Source organism: Clostridium estertheticum (genome assembly GCF_011065935.2).
Classification (GTDB): domain Bacteria; phylum Bacillota; class Clostridia; order Clostridiales; family Clostridiaceae; genus Clostridium_AD; species Clostridium_AD estertheticum_A.
The window spans coordinates 2,405,290-2,422,476 of record NZ_JAAMNH020000001.1; the positions used below are offsets into that span (position 1 = coordinate 2,405,290).

The 17,187-nt window shown below is 32.8% G+C and carries 12 protein-coding genes; 9 read left to right on the plus strand and 3 right to left on the minus strand.

The genetic code is table 11. The features are described from left to right. Nucleotides 1-58: 58 nt before the first annotated feature. Together G9F72_RS11235 and G9F72_RS11240 are read right to left on the minus strand one after the other, a co-directional pair. A complete protein-coding gene (locus G9F72_RS11235; protein ID WP_164958956.1) occupies nt 59-2,155 on the minus strand; it encodes a transglycosylase domain-containing protein in 2,097 nt (698 codons plus the stop codon). 305 nt (nt 2,156-2,460) lie between these two features. Further along, nucleotides 2,461-3,606 carry an NlpC/P60 family protein gene (locus tag G9F72_RS11240; RefSeq protein ID WP_224676088.1) on the minus strand — a complete coding sequence of 382 codons (1,146 nt, stop codon included), beginning with the start codon at nt 3,604-3,606 and terminating at the stop codon, nt 2,461-2,463. Between the two features lie 457 nt (nt 3,607-4,063). Here G9F72_RS11240 and G9F72_RS11245 point away from each other — a divergent pair, with 457 nt between their 5' ends. The 9 genes from G9F72_RS11245 to G9F72_RS11285 all read left to right on the plus strand — a co-directional run bounded on the left by G9F72_RS11245 (nt 4,064) and on the right by G9F72_RS11285 (nt 16,079). Beyond that, nucleotides 4,064-5,071 (plus strand): phosphodiester glycosidase family protein, encoded by a 1,008-nt coding sequence (locus G9F72_RS11245; protein ID WP_164958957.1) that lies wholly within the window; start codon nt 4,064-4,066, stop codon nt 5,069-5,071. An 18-nt stretch (nt 5,072-5,089) separates the two neighbouring features. Next, nucleotides 5,090-6,115: a hypothetical protein gene (locus G9F72_RS11250; RefSeq protein WP_164958958.1), complete on the plus strand. Its 1,026-nt coding sequence runs from the start codon at nt 5,090-5,092 to the stop codon at nt 6,113-6,115. Between the two features lie 545 nt (nt 6,116-6,660). Further along, nucleotides 6,661-7,995, plus strand: a complete 1,335-nt coding sequence (locus G9F72_RS11255; protein ID WP_164958959.1) for an ABC transporter substrate-binding protein — start codon at nt 6,661-6,663, stop codon at nt 7,993-7,995. Between the two features lie 127 nt (nt 7,996-8,122). Further along, entirely contained in the window at nt 8,123-9,094 is a 972-nt protein-coding gene (locus G9F72_RS11260) for a carbohydrate ABC transporter permease (RefSeq protein ID WP_164958960.1), read from the plus strand. 3 nt (nt 9,095-9,097) lie between these two features. Beyond that, entirely contained in the window at nt 9,098-9,925 is an 828-nt protein-coding gene (locus G9F72_RS11265) for a carbohydrate ABC transporter permease (RefSeq protein ID WP_164958961.1), read from the plus strand. Between the two features lie 80 nt (nt 9,926-10,005). Further along, nucleotides 10,006-11,169: an ROK family transcriptional regulator gene (locus G9F72_RS11270; RefSeq protein ID WP_164958962.1), complete on the plus strand. Its 1,164-nt coding sequence runs from the start codon at nt 10,006-10,008 to the stop codon at nt 11,167-11,169. A 59-nt stretch (nt 11,170-11,228) separates the two neighbouring features. Continuing rightward, nucleotides 11,229-12,674: a leucyl aminopeptidase gene (locus G9F72_RS11275; RefSeq protein WP_164958963.1), complete on the plus strand. Its 1,446-nt coding sequence runs from the start codon at nt 11,229-11,231 to the stop codon at nt 12,672-12,674. Between the two features lie 5 nt (nt 12,675-12,679). Further along, the gene (locus tag G9F72_RS11280; protein ID WP_164958964.1) at nt 12,680-13,444 is read left to right on the plus strand and encodes a copper homeostasis protein CutC; all 765 of its coding nucleotides are present in this window, start codon (nt 12,680-12,682) and stop codon (nt 13,442-13,444) included. A gap of 40 nt (nt 13,445-13,484) precedes the next feature. Beyond that, nucleotides 13,485-16,079 carry a transglutaminase domain-containing protein gene (locus tag G9F72_RS11285; RefSeq protein WP_164958965.1) on the plus strand — a complete coding sequence of 865 codons (2,595 nt, stop codon included), beginning with the start codon at nt 13,485-13,487 and terminating at the stop codon, nt 16,077-16,079. Nucleotides 16,080-16,279: 200 nt separating this feature from the next. Here the strand turns inward: G9F72_RS11285 and ytaF are convergent, their stop codons facing one another. Beyond that, nucleotides 16,280-16,903: a sporulation membrane protein YtaF gene (gene ytaF / locus G9F72_RS11290; RefSeq protein ID WP_164958966.1), complete on the minus strand. Its 624-nt coding sequence runs from the start codon at nt 16,901-16,903 to the stop codon at nt 16,280-16,282. Nucleotides 16,904-17,187 lie beyond the last annotated feature (284 nt).

Sequence of the window (17,187 nt, forward strand, 5' to 3'; positions counted from 1 at the left end):
GTAAAAAAGAGTACCATTTACATTGAAAGTGTAAATGGTACTCTTATATAGATATTAATTAATCTAGACCTGATTTTTGAATTTCTTCTGCAGTTTTAGGAGTTGTTACTGTAGTTTGGGGTGTTGGTACCATTCCATCAGGCGGAGTGATATCTTTTATAGGAAGGTTAGCATTTGCTTGCTCCATTAATTTCCCCCAAATTAAAGCGGAATCATTACTAGTTAAATTGTAAAACCTTTTATTGTCATCATTGCCTATCCAAACAGCACCTGAGTAATAGGGGGTTAGACCGCAAAACCATAAATCCTTTAAATCAGTAGCAGTTCCTGTTTTACCTGCAACTGGCATATCTCCATATTTTGCACTGGGACCTGTACCACCTGGACCTACAGGTCCTTTTAATAAATCATACATTGTATAAGCACTTTCAGGCTCGAGGGTTTTTTTAGTAGTGTAGTTAGTTTCTAATAATATTTTTCCTGTTTTGTCTACAACTTTCGTATATAATCTTGGTGAAGCATACATGCCAGAATTTCCGAAAACTCCATAGGCGGCTGCCATGAGTAATGGAGTTTGCCCACCAGAAAATTGACCAAGTGCCATTGTAGCAATATTTTTATCAGCGCTGGTAACACTTAAACCAAATCTCTTAGCATAATCATAACCTGTATCTACACCTATTTGATCTTCAAGTTTAACAGCAACTAAATTTTGGGAGGTTTCTATAGCGGAGCGTATTGTAATTGGGCCCTTAGGTTGGTTATCATCGCTTGGATTATATGGAACTCCATTATTATCTTTATATTTGCTCGCAATCTCAGGAGAAAGGGGTGAGTCATCTATTATAGTATCTGCTGTAGCTTGGCCCGAGTCAATAGCAGCACCATATACTGTTAAGGGCTTAATACTTGAACCTGTTGATCTAGGGAAACGGATATCATCAACGGCTCTATTATAAGTCCTTGGTGGTTGCACGCCTCTTCCACCTATAATGGCTTTAACTTGCCCATTATGGTAATCAAGAATTACTGCTGAGGACTGAATAGCATTCTTACTTGTATTAGAAACTTTATTAAAGACGGGGTCTTCATCGATTATTTTTTGAGACTTATCCTGAAGAGCCGTATCCATAGTTGAATATATTTTTATTCCACCGTTAATTAATAAAGTCATAACCTGTGAGTTACTATAATTATATTTAGCCATTAAATCAGTTTTAATTTGTTCAACAACAGGTCTTGAAAAGGATTCATAAGCATATTTATCTAAATTTTGATTAAGCCTTGTGAAGACAATTTTGTTAGTTTTTATACTATTATTTGCGTCATCATATTCACTTTTAGAAATTGAATTAGTTTCATACATTTTAGATAATACTAATTTAGTTTTATTTAGATATATATCTGGATTTTTTTTTGCAGGGTTTGCAAATGGATAAAATCCAGAAGGGCTTTGAGCCATACCTGCAATAAAGGCACTTTCTACTAAGGTTAAATCCTTTGAAGTCTTGCTAAAATATTGGTGTGCTGCCGCTTCAACACCATGAGCAGTACCACCTAGGAAAATAGTATTCATGTAAGCTTCTAGGATATCGTCCTTTGACATAGATTTCTCCAGCTCAATAGCAAGGTATGCTTCTTGTATTTTTCGTTTGTAATCAATTCTGTTATTTAACGAATCATTTAAGAAAACCCTGTTTTTTATAAGTTGTTGGGTTAGAGTGGAGCCTCCTTGAGTACTTTTATTTCCATGGAAAAGTTTGTTTTGAACATCCAAAAGCACAGCTCTAGTAATACCTCTAAAATCTACTCCTCCATGTTGGTTAAATCGTTGATCCTCGATTGCTATGAAAGCTTGCCCTAAATAGGGAGAGGTATCCTTTAATGATACATTGGTTCTTTTTACAACTTGACCATTTTCATTTGTGGTAATGACATCGTCCATTGGATTTCCTTTATCATCATAAATTACAGATGTTTGGTTTAAATCTAAAATTTGATTAACATTTAAAGGCGGTGCCGTCTTAATAATTGCAAGAACCACACCAGCACCAGCTACAATTCCAATAATTAAAATTGATAATATAGTTATTGGAATAATTTTTAAAATTTTATGTGGTTTTTTAACTTTCTTTTTATTTTTTGTTTTGGTCATATTCAGTTCTCCTTTTTGATAACACACATTAAGTATTATAACGCATATTTTTGTGATTATGGAAAGGAGAATTCTGGTTCCCCATAACTTTAACTATAAAACAGTAAAAAATATCATAATTTAATCCAAATAAAGTATAATTTAAATAAATGCTGAGAAGAGGGAAATTACATTTAAAGCAATATATTATAAGATTAAATTGCCCTGTAATGTGGAAAACAGTACTATGTAACTGCTTTCCATTCTTTGTATGGCTAATACATCAAATGTATTATTGTATTTGTAGTATTTAATCTTCCATTTTTTTAATTAACTCTTCGTCCATATGTAAAATCATTATTAAGTGTTTGAATTCTAATTACAGCACCTGTGTGAGGTGCATTTATCATGTTACCATTCCCAACATATATCCCTACATGATGAGCGGGCGTTCCGAAAAATACCAAATCTCCCGGTTGAAGATTATCCCTAGATACAAGTGTTCCTACGTTTTGTTGGTCTTCTGAAACCCTTGGTAGGTTTACTCCAAAATGTGCAAATACATATTGTGTAAAGCCTGAGCAGTCAAAGCCTGATGGGCTTGTCCCACCCCACACATACGGAACGCCAAGAAAAGTTGAAGCATATGCTAAAACAGAGTTAGAAGAAAATGCAGTACTACCTTGTTCAACTTGGTTTGTTGGAGGAGCTTGGTTTGCTGCAGCTACCTGGCTTGCTGCTATAGTAGCTTGGTTTGCTGCTGTAGCTTGTCTTACTGCAGTAGCGTGTTCTGCTGCTATAACAGCTTGTCTTGCCTCGGCAACTTGTCTTGCTGCAATGGCTTCGTCGGTTACCAGTTGTGCACCATATTGCTTTTCCTCCGCATTTAATTGTGCTACCAACACAGTTTGGTCTGATTTTTGTTTGGTTAAAGTAGCTAACTTCTTTTTATTGTCATCTCTTAAAGAAAGCAAGGTTGTATTTTCTGTAGCTAGCTCTACCTTCTTTAAATTAATTGCTGTCTGTTTTGTTTTCAAATCATTAATAACATTTTGATCAAATTTTATTATCGTTTTGATATCTTCAAATCTGGATATAAGATCGGCTATATCTGTGGAGCCTAGTATAACGTCTATATAGCCTGATGAGCCATTCATATACATTACTCTCATTCTTTTATCAAAAAGAATCTGTTCTTCTTTAATATTATCCTCTGCTTTTGCAATATTTATTTGATTTTCTTTAATATCCTTTTGTGTTTTAGTTATAGTGTTTTCATTAATACTGATTTTAGACATAATTGTTTCAATCTGATGGTCCATCATCCCAATTTTATTTTCAAGGTCATTTCTTTGAGTCTGAACCTGCTGAATTTTTGCTCTATCTGATGCTGGATCTGCATATACGTTAGTAAAACCAGCGCTCATAGTTACAACAAGTGCTATTATGGTTAACCCGAATTTCTTGTTCAATTCATCATCCCCTTAAATATAATTTTATCTTTCGACATATTATCGTAAATGTTTTAATTACATTAACATAAACACTATAATACACAATTACAGAAAATAAGTAAAGGAACTATGTACAAATGAAGGATATGTTTGGTAGCCATAGTATATAAAATAAAAGGCATATTAAACCTAAGATGTTGATTTTGAACTTTGATGGATGTAAAATTAGCATTTTTTTAATACTATTTTAATGTTATTTTAATGTTACAATGCAATACTGATGTATCAGATTAAAATTGTCCAAGTCAAAGCAAAATTATAAATTATTAAAGATATCATAATTTAAGGAGATTCCTTGACTTTAAATATAAAATATTATTATAATCATAGTAAATGGAGACTAAAAAATGCGTGGAATCTGTGGATTTTCTGGAAATAGTATAAAATTAATTTTGGGAAACATAGGAGGAAAAAAATGGGCTCAAATAATATGTCAAGACGAAAAAAGAATCATAAGTTAAAAAGCTTTATATTTTATCTGATTTTCGGATTAATATTTACTGGGATTACTGGTCCATTAATTATATTTCATGGACCATTTACTAATGTAAAAAAAACTATTGTAGATGCTTCAATGACTACACTTAGACATCAATGGATTGCAAAATTGTTTTTATCCGATGCGGAAATTCAAAAAATTCAAAGCGAAGACACAGTTCAAATTGTGAAGCAAGGCAATAATAACCTTATTAAGTTTAGTAATACCCATGACAATAGTATTGAAAGATATAATATTTCAAATGGAATAAAGTTCACAGGCTTCGTACTTATTATTAAGGACCCAACAAGAGTTAAAGTTGGCTACAGTAATAAACTGGGAACACAGGGAGAACTAACAAGTCAGATAGCACAGGATAATAATGCTATAGCAGCTATTAATGCAGGGGGCTTTTCAGACTCATCCTCAACTAATACGAGGTTCACTGGTACGGGAGGAAAACCAACGGGTATTATTATGAGTAATGGAATTATCAAATTTAATGATATAAAAAATCCTGATAAAAAATTTGATGTTACAGCAATTACAAAAAAGGCACAACTTTTGGTAGGTCCATACAGTTTGAATGAATTAAAGAAGCTTTCCGTAACCGATGCAGTATCTTTTGGCCCTGCTCTTGTGGTTAATGGTAAAGGAACAATCGAATCTGGGGATGGAGGCTGGGGAATTGCACCGAGGACAGCAATTGGACAGCGCACGGATGGCGCTATAATATTTCTTGCGATTAATGGAAGAACAAGTAGAAGCATTGGGGCCTCACTTAAAGATGTACAGAATATAATGCTTAAATATGGAGCATATAGCGCCTCTAATTTGGATGGTGGTTCATCAACTACAATGTACAATAATGATAGCATTATTAATAACCCTTGTGATGCACTTGGCGAAAGAGCAGTTCCATCCGCTTTTATCGTTAAACATTAACCGATAGGAGAGTAATATATGAAAAAAGTATATAAAAAAATGATGATATGCATTATGATTTCATTAATAATACAAATTGGTGGACTTTTCTATTTGAACAACTATTTTTTAACTTCAGATACTAATGTAAAATCTCAAAGGGTAGGAGACTCAAGCACGAGTAATAAGACTTCTGTTTCTAAAGCTAATGTACCCAGTAATGCTACCACCATAAATGTTTCTTATGATGCGAGTTATATTTCCTATTATTTAAATGATGAGCTATATGTAGTTAATACTATAACAGGTAAGAGTGTTAATGTAGGTTCCTCTAATGGAGTTAAAATATCTTTTTATAAATGGCTCCCAGATAGAAATAGAATGCTTATTGTAGAAACGGAAAATAGAAATCTTTCCTTATCATATTATGATGTTACTGATTCACAAAAAAGTAAAGTAACTGATGTTTTAATGGTTAGTTCAACATCTAAAGTAAAGGATATTGAAGCAGCGCCTCTTACAAATGTAATATACATAAAGGTAAGAAATGGTTATAAAAATAATTCTATATATTGGGTAAACGTAATGAAATCTAGAAAGAAAATCACTACTAAATCTGAATATATAGGTAATATTGGAGTAATACCCCATGAAGATAAAATGTTATACGAAGATTTAACCAATAACATGGTTTATGCGACTACAACTGGAGCAGCAGACCATGCTTTGAGATTAATTGGTTCAACAAAATCATGCCTACTTGGGATAGACGATAATGACACGGGTTATATTGGAAATGTGGATAGTAATAATAACGTTGATAAGATATATTTTGGCAAATTGAACGGTAGCTGGCAGTCACTTCCGTTAAATACCCCAGTAAGCAAAGATCACTTATTTGTTACAGCTAGCGGGAAGGTTTATATAAATGATAAGAATAAAGGTACTGTAACAGAACTTCAGACAAAGAAAGAAACGACTTACAAGGGTAAATTCCTTCAATTATATAGTGATGGAATTGCATCACTAAATGATGGGAATTTAGTGAAAACCCCTTTTAATTAAAGTATTGATATAATCTTAAAATAATATATTTTATAGATGTAAAGTTTGAATCGAAAAGTTGGGAAGTTGGAAAAAAAACAATAAATATTGGCGAAAGAACTGCTGAAGTAAACTTTGGTGGTTCTTTTCACGTTAAGTTAGTTATTTCACGATATTGTTGTAGAATGTTAATTTACTGAATATATTGACAATTGCAATTTAATCTGATAAACTACAATTAATCCAGTGAGTGGATTAATTGTCATATTATTTTCTATAAAATAACAAAAAAACATAAAAATAAGTAATAAATTTATAAATACATAACACCAGTGGAGAAACTGACATAGCGAGATTTATTTTATATTGACAAGAATCGGTATTATTTAAATTTTGAAGTAAGACTATACCAAATGTTTGGATGGTTTTATTTGAAAAATAAAAGCTATGTAAAACTCAATAAAATGAGTTGATTTTAATTAAACATAAATGGGAGGAGGTAGAATTTAGCTGGATACATCAATATAAATAATGAACAGAAGGTCTAAATTAGAGGGGGTATTTTTGTGAAAAAAACCAAGGCAATCTTATCTATGCTGTTAACATGTGTTATGTTAGTGGCGATTACTGGGTGTTCAAGTAATAGTAAGCCAAGCAGTACTACTAAAGAAACCACTACTAAAGAAGTTGCAAACATAACATTCTGGCATTTGTGGAAGGGTGGAGAAGCGGATGAAATGCAAAAAGTTGTGGACGAATTTAATAAAACACATCCTCAAATTCATGTCAATCCACTATCAGGTACTACTTCGACCAAGCAATTAACAGCATTAACAGGTGGAAATCCACCTGATATTGGATATGTAATTGACTATACATTATCTAAGTGGGCAAGTGTAGGAGCTGTTGCGCCATTGGATGATATGATAAGTAAATACAAAATAGATAGCAAAAACTATCCAGATCCTGTTTGGAAATTAGGGAACTATGGTGGCAAACAGTATGCAATTCCTTATACAATGGACTCCTATATGCTATATTACAACAAAGACATGTTAGCAGCGGCGGGAATTAAAGATCCACCAAAAACAATAAGCGAATTGAAGAAAGATGCATTATTGTTGACTAAAAAAGATGCCAAGGGAGCCTATACACAGCTAGGATATGTATCTGATTTTCCATGGCTAGATGTTTTAAACATGTCCTTCGCATATGGTGAAAAGTTCTATGACTACAAAACTGACAAAGTTACATGTAACAGTAAAGAGAACATCGAGGCATTAAGCTTTAAGGTTGCATCTTATCAAAATCCCTATAATGTAGCTGAGGTCAAAAAATTTAAGAGTGGATTTGGAGAATATGAGTCACCAAATAACCCATTCTTTCAGAAACAACTTGCATTTGATATTGAGGGAGAATGGTTCACAACATTCCTTAAAAAGTACGCAAAGGACATAAATTACGGAATGGTTCCTATTCCATATCCAGATGGACATCCAGAGCTTAGTAATGGTGGACAAATTCAAAGTGGTATGCTTTATGTATCAAAAGCATGTAAAAATAAAGATGCAGCCTATGAATTTATCAATTGGTTAACATCTGATTCTCCAAATATTAACTTTTGTACAGCAAAGGGAAGTCTACCAGCATCCTTATCAGCAATTAATAGTCCAGAATTTACTACAAAAGCACCTGAATTAGTTCCATTTATTCAAATAGTGAAGAGTGGGCATGCAAATGCACTTCCAGCTGTGCCTTTTACAAAGGAATACGTTAATGAACTGACATTGCAAGAACAAAAGGCTTATGATGGCGAAATTACACCAACCCAAGCATTAGATAATGTTGCTAAAAAGATTCAACCAATGGCTGATGAATGGGTAAAGAGTAGAGAGAAATAATAATATTACTTGCTAGTCAAGGGGTGAAGAGTGGCAATTGATTGATTTGTCAGAGTTTACATCCGTTGACTAGCAGTTTTTTAATAAACTCCTTGAATTAAAATCGTAAGGTAGGAGGATTGTAGATATGAAAGTAGAAATAAGTACAGTAGAAAAGTTGAATAAGGTACATAATCTACAAAGAAAACAAAAGAAGTATGACTTACAAAAAAACCAAAAAAAACTTGCACTGTTTTTTATGGCCCCCTGGATAATAGGATTTTTAGCTTTTAGTTTATACCCCATAATAGCTACAGGTTTTTATAGTTTTACAGAATATAATTTATTTGATCCACCAAAATGGATTGGAATTGCAAATTTTAAGGACATGTTTCATAGTTCTGAATTTTATACCTCACTGTATAATACTCTTTATTATGTGATTTTTGGAGTAGGTTTACAGTTGTTTGCAGCACTTATTACTGCTTTACTTTTAAATATGAAGGTAAAGGGGAGGGCATTTTATCGTGCAGTATATTTTTTACCTTCTCTAATGCCTCCCGTAGCTGGGGCGCTCCTTTGGGTTTGGCTTTTAAACCCAAAATATGGACTAGTAAATGCAATCTTGGGATTCTTTAATTTAGGTCAACCTCTTTGGCTATCTTCTGCAGAATGGGCGAAACCAGCAGTTATTCTTATGTCCCTATGGGGTATTGGAAGTACTATGATAATTTACCTTGCAGGTCTTGGCGATATTCCATCCTCCTATTATGAAGCAGTTGAAATTGATGGAGGTGGTGTGTGGAGTAAATTTAGGCATGTTACATGGCCACTTCTTACACCAATTACACTATTTCAAATCATAAGTGGAGTTATTGCAGGGTTTAATGTATTTACACAATCCTTTATAATTAGCGCTGCAGGCTCTGGAAATAGTCCTATCGGAGGAATAAAGAACTCTCTTCTCTTCTATGCTGTTAATATCTATCAGCAGGCATTTTCATATTTGAAGTTTGGATATGCTAGTGCTCTTGCTTGGGTTATGTTATTAGTCATACTGCTTGTGACATTACTTATATTGAAAAGCTCTAAAAAATGGGTTTACTACGAGGGGGAATAATAAATGGTTGTTTCAAAAAGAAAAAAGATTTTATCTTATGTAATATTGATAGCAATTGGGATGTTTTTTATTTTCCCATTCATATGGCTTGTAGATACATCATTAAAAAGTGATACACAAATTTTTATATTTCCTCCCCAATGGATTCCAAAGCCCTTGATGCTTAGTAATTATTCAAAGGCCCTTACAACAATTCCATTTATGCATTACGTTTGGAACACTGTAAAAATTGTTATCTTTGCAGTAATGGGGAATGTGATTTCTGCGCCAATCATTGGATATGCCTTTTCAAAATTGCATTGGAAAGGGCGTGACAAAGTATTCATTCTGGTTTTAGCAACTATGATGTTGCCCTTCCAAATTACAATGATCCCACTTTACAGTTTGTATGTTAAAATTGGTTGGATAAATACTATATTACCTTTAGTTGTTCCCGATTTTTTTGGAAAAGCATTTTTTATTTTTCTCATGAGGCAATTTTTTATGACAATCCCTGAGGACTTATCAGAGGCTGCAAGAATTGATGGAGCTTCAGAGCTTCGAATTTTTTCTCAAGTTATTTTACCCCTTGCTAAACCAGCTGTTGTTACCGTTGGACTTTTTGCATTCATCTGGTCGTGGACAGATTTTATGGGACCACTTATTTATTTGACAGACAGTAGTAATTGGACTATTTCCCTCGGACTTAGCCAGTTTACGTCCAGTCATGGATTAGATTGGGCTCTACTAATGGCGGGTTCTGCAATGTTTATGCTGCCAATGATTATTTTGTTCTTCCTAATGCAGAAGGTATTTATTGAAGGAATTACAATGTCTGGATTGAAGCAATAATAGATAACTTAGTAGAAAAGTTACTAAAGACAATTTTTATAAACATAAGATAGCAATGTATTTATGAGGAGTGGAGTTATTTGAAAATTTTAGTAAAACATGATCAGGAATATATGAAGAAACTTAATAAAACTATGGTTCTTAAAATAATTAGAAATAAAGGGCCTATATCAAGAGCCAGTATTGCTAGATTAACAAGTATGAGTCCAACCTCAATTAGTCGGATTGTATCTGAGCTGAGCAATATAGGATTAGTGTATGAAACAGAGCCTTATTCAGAGGGTGTAGGGAGAAAAGCTACACTTTTGAGTATATACCCTGATTCAATAGCTACTATTGGAGTATATTTAAATAGAGATATTATAAGACTAGGCATTGTGAATTTTGTTGGAAAAATTATTTTTCAGAAAGAGTTTCAATATGATGCGTCAAAGCATTCTGCTTACGAAGTGGCCGACAAATTAGCATATATAATTATTAATTCAATTGTGGAGCTAAAAATAAATACACCAAAAATTATCGGTGTGGGAATAGGAATGCCGGGAATCGTAGATACAAAAAATGGAAAAATAATTTTGTCCGCGCAATTGGGCTGGAAAAACATAGATTTTGTTGAGCTGATAAATAAAAGAATTAATATGAAAACCTGTATTGATAATACAGTAAAGTTAAAGGCTCTAGCAGAAAGTATTTATGGTGTAGCCAAGAGTTCGCCGAAACTTGCAATGATTAGTATAGGAAGCGGTGTAGGCTCGGCATTGGTAATGGATGGACATGTTTTAAGGGGGGAAAGCAATATTGCAGGTGAAGTGGGGCATACCATTGTTGATCCCGATGGAATGCTGTGTGAATGTGGTAGACGGGGGTGCCTTCAAACTTATATTGCAGAGAGTGCACTACTTACTGAAGCAAATAAAGTCCATAAGATTAATAATATTGGAGAAATTTTCGAATGTGCAACAAATGGCGAAAATTGGGCGATTAGTATATTAGAGCGCGCCGCAATGTATATTGCCATATTAATTAATAATGTAGCTTGCATGTACAGTCCAGATACGATTATACTTAGCGGACGTTTAATTGAACAATATCCTATGATGATTGAACTAGTTGAGAAGAGGCGTTCCTTGATTTGGGAACCTTTTAAAGGCACCTTTAATCTTGTGTATTCGCAGTTAAAAAAAGAATCAGTAATTATTGGGGCCGCTACACTAGCTTTAAATGAATTTTTAAATTTAGAATAATGTTTTAAAAATCAAAAGTTACGTTTCACATTTAATATAAAATTTATAGGAGGAATTTTGTGATAGGTGTAAATAATAAACAAAACTGTGATTTTAAGATTGTGTATGTTTATGAGAAACCTGCAGATAGTAAAAACAATAATAATGAGCATATTCCAGCTGGTATTGAAAAAATATTTGATTGTAGTTATAAGAGTTGCTTTCCTTATGTTAATGGAATAAAAGATAATGCTATATTATATGTAGGCCTGGGGGAATGTTCTAGCTTTAAGCTTACAAAGATTAAAGATATAGTAGCTTATAGTATAAAGCAGCTTAAAAAATATAAGGCTAAAAATGTTGCTATTGATTTATCACTATTTTTAAAGGAATTTGGAATATACTGCATAGGGGAAGTGGTTTTGGGCATAAGGCTCGGACTCTATAACTTTAAGGGCTATACTACTTCAAAGGAAAAAACGGATTATGATGTATTTCTTAAAGGATATTCGCAGGAAGAGGAATATATAATAAATGTGGAGAAAAACCTTGCACTGAATCTTTCCGAAGGGGTTATTTTAGCTAGGAACCTAGTGAATACTCCTGCAAATAGACTTACACCTATTATTATGGCTGAAAATATAAGAAAATTAGGGGAAGATGCAGGTTTTCAGGTAGAGATTTTTGATGAAAAATATATAGTAGAGAATGGAATGGATGCTTTTTATACTGTGGGAGGAAGTAGCGGAAACCCTCCAAGGCTCATAATAGCTAGATATTTTGGAGATGATGAAAGTGAGGATATTACTGCTTTAGTAGGCAAAGGAGTTACTTGCGATACTGGTGGCTATTGCCTAAAACCCGGAAGTTCCATGGCTGGGATTAAGGGTGATATGGCAGGAGCTGCTGCTGTTATAGGGACGATTTATGCCTTAGCCAAAAATAAAGTGAAGGCAAATGTGGTGGTGGTTATACCTGCATGTGAAAATAGAGTATCCAGAGAAAGCTTTATTCCTGGAGATGTAATTAATTCTATGTCGGGAAAAACTATTGAGATTTTAAACACCGATGCTGAAGGAAGATTAATACTGGCGGATGCGATAACCTATGCACTGCAAAAGGAAAAGGCAGGAAAGGTTATTGATATAGCTACCTTAACGGGTGCTGTGGTTAATGCTTTAGGTTTTAACACTGCTGGAGTTTTAACTAATAATAAAGAGTTCTATCAGGAATTTAAAAAGGGCTACAAAAAGTCTGGAGAGCAATACTTTCAGTTCCCAATTTATGATGAATATAGGGACATGATTAAAAGTGATATAGCAGATGTAAAAAATGTGGGTAAAAATTATTGTGGTACCATAACAGCAGGTTTATTTATAGAAAAATTTGTTGAGGATACACCTTGGATACATTTAGATATTGCAGGTACTGCTTGGCTAGAGACACCTCTTTATGAATATCAAGCAACAGGTGCTACAGGAGCAGGTGTAACATCTATGTATCACTTATTTTCAGAAAGGAAGTAACTATTATGTCATTTGTTTTAGAAGTTTGTGTGGATTCTGTAGAATCGGCAATGGAAGCAGTAGAAGGTGGAGCAAATCGCCTAGAGCTTTGCTGTGACCTAATTATTGGAGGTACTACACCTAATATAAACTTATTCAAATTAATAAAAGAAAAAACCAATATAAAAATGAATGTTTTAATTAGACCTAGATATGGTAATTTTCGTTATACAGAAAATGAATTTGAAATAATGAAAAGAGATATAAAAATGTTTAAAAAAGCTGGTGCCCACGGAGTAGTCATAGGAATGTTAAAACCAGATGGAACATTGGATATAGATAGAATGAAAGAGCTTATAGCAGAGGCAGAAGGAATGTATATAACCCTTCATCGGGCCTTTGATGTGTGCAGAGATCCTTTTGCTACATTAGAACAAGCTAAGAAGTTAGGAATTAATTCTATTTTAACCTCGGGTCAGAAAAACGATTGTACGCAAGGTAGAGAGCTTTTAAAAGAACTGGTGGAAAAATCAGAACACAAGATAGAAATTCTCATAGGAAGTGGCTTAAATTCAAGTAATGTAGAAGATGTAATAAGCTACACTAAATCCTGTGCGGTTCATACTTCTGGAAAGATGGAGGTTGAAAGTGATATGAAATATAGAAGGGAAGATATAAGCATGGGATTTCCCATACTTAGTGAATATGTGATTCTAAGAACTCAAAGTGAAGAAATAGCAAAGATTAGAGAAATTTTGGAGAAGTTTCAGCTAAAATTGACAAGTAAATAATTGTTGGGATAGGTATAGAATATGTTAAAGCAGGTGAAACGTGGTATATACAGATGAAGTAAAACAATATGTAAATTCTGGATTTATAGAGGTGCTAGACTTATTTGGCTATAAAAAAGATGATATACTTTATAAGCTTTCTTTATGCACAGAAGAGGAAAGGTTTTTAATGGAATACTTATATTCTACAATGCCTTTAAGTGATATCACAAATTATGATTTTGAACTTTTTTATGAATATGTTAAACATGCTATCTTTTTAAGGGGAAATACAGCTTGGGGGGCTACAATTCCTGAGGATATTTTCTTGAATTATGTGCTTCACTATCGTATTAATAATGAGGCTATAGAAAATTGCAGAAAAATATTTTATGATTTACTATATCATAGATTAGAAAATAAAAGCATATATCAGGCGGTTTTAGAAGTTAACTATTGGTGTGCTGAGAATGTAACATATAATTCAACGGATGAAAGGACAGCGTCGCCTCTCGCTGTATTAAAATGTGCATATGGACGATGTGGAGAAGAAGCTACGTTTACAGTTACGGCTCTTCGAAGTGTGGGAATACCAGCTAGGCAGATATACACTCCAAGATGGGCTCATTGTGATGATAATCATGCGTGGGTAGAGGTATGGTGTGATGGGAAGTGGAATTATCTCGGGGCATGCGAGCCAGAACCAGTGCTAGGCAAAGGGTGGTTTACCTCAGCAGCGTCTAGAGCCATGGTTATCCACAGTAGAGTATTTTCCAGTTATTTTAAAAATGAGGATGTAATCTCAAAGAATAAGGCAGTAATCACTATTAGCAATATCAGCAGATATGCTGATTCAAAAGCTTTTTATGTGAAGGTTATAAATTCGAAAAGTGAACCTGTAGAAGGTGTAGGAGTGAGATTTGAAATACTTAATTATTCTGAATTTACACCTATAGCAAGATTATGTACAGATGAAAAAGGACAAGCCCACATAAATATTGGACTTGGTGTAATAGCTATTCATGTGGTAAAGGATGATAGATTTATATGCAGAATAGTTGATACAAAAGTTTCAGCGGAAATTATATTCAATATTGATGATGCAGTAGATTATGAAGAGGAAATGCAAGGACTAGACATTGATATAGTACCTCCATCTGACAAAATGGTTTTGGCGCGTTACATAACTGAAGAAGAAAAAATTACACATAAAAAGAGATTTGAATATTGCAATACAGTTAGAGAAGAAAAGATCAATAAAATTGTAGCCATAATAGAAAAAGCCCCGTATTTAGGTAAATATGATTCTGAAATTAGAAATATACTATTAAGTTCTATGGGAAACTATAAGTCAATATTAGAATTTTTAAATTACCACCATAATGATGAGGAACTAAAAAAGAGAATAAATTTATTAATGTGTTTATCAGTGAAGGATTATGTAGACAGCGAATGTAGCGTACTAAATTCCCACATTAATAATACTACCGGTTTTGAGGCGAATTATCCTGAAGAAATATATTTTAAATATGTACTTTGTCCAAGAATTTATATGGAAAAAATCACTGATTTCAGGAAGTTTATTATTAACTATTTTGCTAGTGAGTTAAAAGATAAATTTATAAAAAGTCCTAGGAAGGTATGGAATTATATTAAAGAGTGTATTACAGAACTTCCAGAGCGTGAATATGAGGAGTTATATGCTACCCCTGCAGAGGTAATTAAAATAGGGAGGGGAAGCCTTATGTCTAAAAAGATTTTGTTTGTTGCTGTATGCAGAAGTTTAGGTATACCTGCTAGGATTAATAGTAGTGATTTATCTATAGAATATTATAAATATTGTAATGAAAGTAACGGGAGCTTTATAAAGGTAGAGGATAAATATAACTCAGTAAATTCACATATTTTAATTGTTAATTCCAGTAAGGCAAAGCTTACGTACTATCAGAATTGGACTATTGCATTGCTAGAAAATGGAGTTTATAGAACCCTTGTTTTAGATGTGGATATATTAGAGGGTAATAAGGCGAGTATTAGTGTTGCTTCTGGGCATTATAGAATTTTAACCTCCAACAGATTACCTAATGGGAGTATATTTGCAGTGAAGTATACTTTTGAAGTTAAGCTTAAGGAGACAAAAGCTATAAATATAAAATTGAGAAATGCAAAAATTTCAGATATGCTAGAGAATTATGAGCTTCAAGATTTTAATCTTAGGGATATTAATAGAAATGTAGTACATGCCTCTGATTTAATTAAAGATGAAAAAAATATCATTATATGGATAGAGGAAGGTAAAGAACCTACTGAACATATCTTAAATGAAATGATAGAAATGCATCAAGATTATATAGATATAAAGGGAGAAATTATATTTGTTTTAAGAGATACTTTTGCAAAGCAGAATAAAACATTGCAAAGAGTATATGATCTAATCCCAAGTATAAAAACTTATTTTGATGACTTTTCCGAAAATATAGCTACCATAGCTAGAAGAATGTATTTGGATCCAGATAAACTTCCACTAGTGCTTATTTCTAATAATTGTAATAACTCCTGTGATATTACTAATAATTGCATAAACATAATCTATGCTTGCAGTGGATATAGTGTGGGCATAGGAGATATGCTAATTAAAATTATTAAGAGTAATTAATTACAATCATGGGATAAATTCACATGGAGAGTAACTGTTATATTAAACTACAAAGAAAGCAGGAGTTTTAACGCTAACTCCTGCTTTTGATTTTTAACTATTTATGACTAATATAATAAATATGTCTTTTTCAGTTAATGGTTAAGTTAAAATGCATACGTATTTTAATTAATAGAAAAATAGTAATATCTATTAATTCTTCATATAAATAATTCATATATGCCAAGCAAAATAATTACACAAGCAGAGATAATTTCTGAATACTTAGCCAGCTTACCTGATGTCACTATGCTACCAAAATAATATCCTAATTTAATAAATAAAATACTAAAAATTAATGAAGATAATGATGTTATATAAATGTTTAGTCCTGATATACTTGCACCTATGCCTAGCCCAATATTATTTATGCAGAGAATAATTCCAAGAACGATAGCTTCCTTGAATTCAATTGTATTTGAATTATTTTTATCAATTGCTTCAGGATGGTTAATAATTTCATTATAATGATGTACTTTCGAAGAGTTATCATAGGTTAATTCTTTATTATCATTCGATTTTTTTTTGAAAGTATTAAGTAACATAAATAATCCAAAGAGCATTAGAATTGAACTACCAAGCATATTTGTATATCCAGGTGCTATAAGCCTAATAAATAACTTACCAAATAACATAGCTGCGATGGTACCTATACAGGATATTAATGCTATAAGTAAATTGTTTATAAAACGTATTTTTATTTTTTTAGCTCCGTAACTTAATCCAATAACAAAGTTGTCACTACTTGAAGATAAAGCAAAGAATAAAATTGATAATGTGTGCATGCAATTCCTCCATTTTGTCTATTGCTGGATTATAATATGTAAATAGATATGGAATTGCTTCACATTTTTAAATAAATAATGACTAAATTTTTATCATTAAATATAATATAACCACCTTAATATTTTGCTGCTGCCTGCGCAAGATCTTCTCCTTCATCAGATACAAAATCCACTAAATCATGCACATGAAGCACATTACTATGCTCGCTATAAATAAAAGATGTGTGAATTATCCAGATTTTCTTAGTAGTAACTCATTTCAATGCAATCACTTATCAAATATT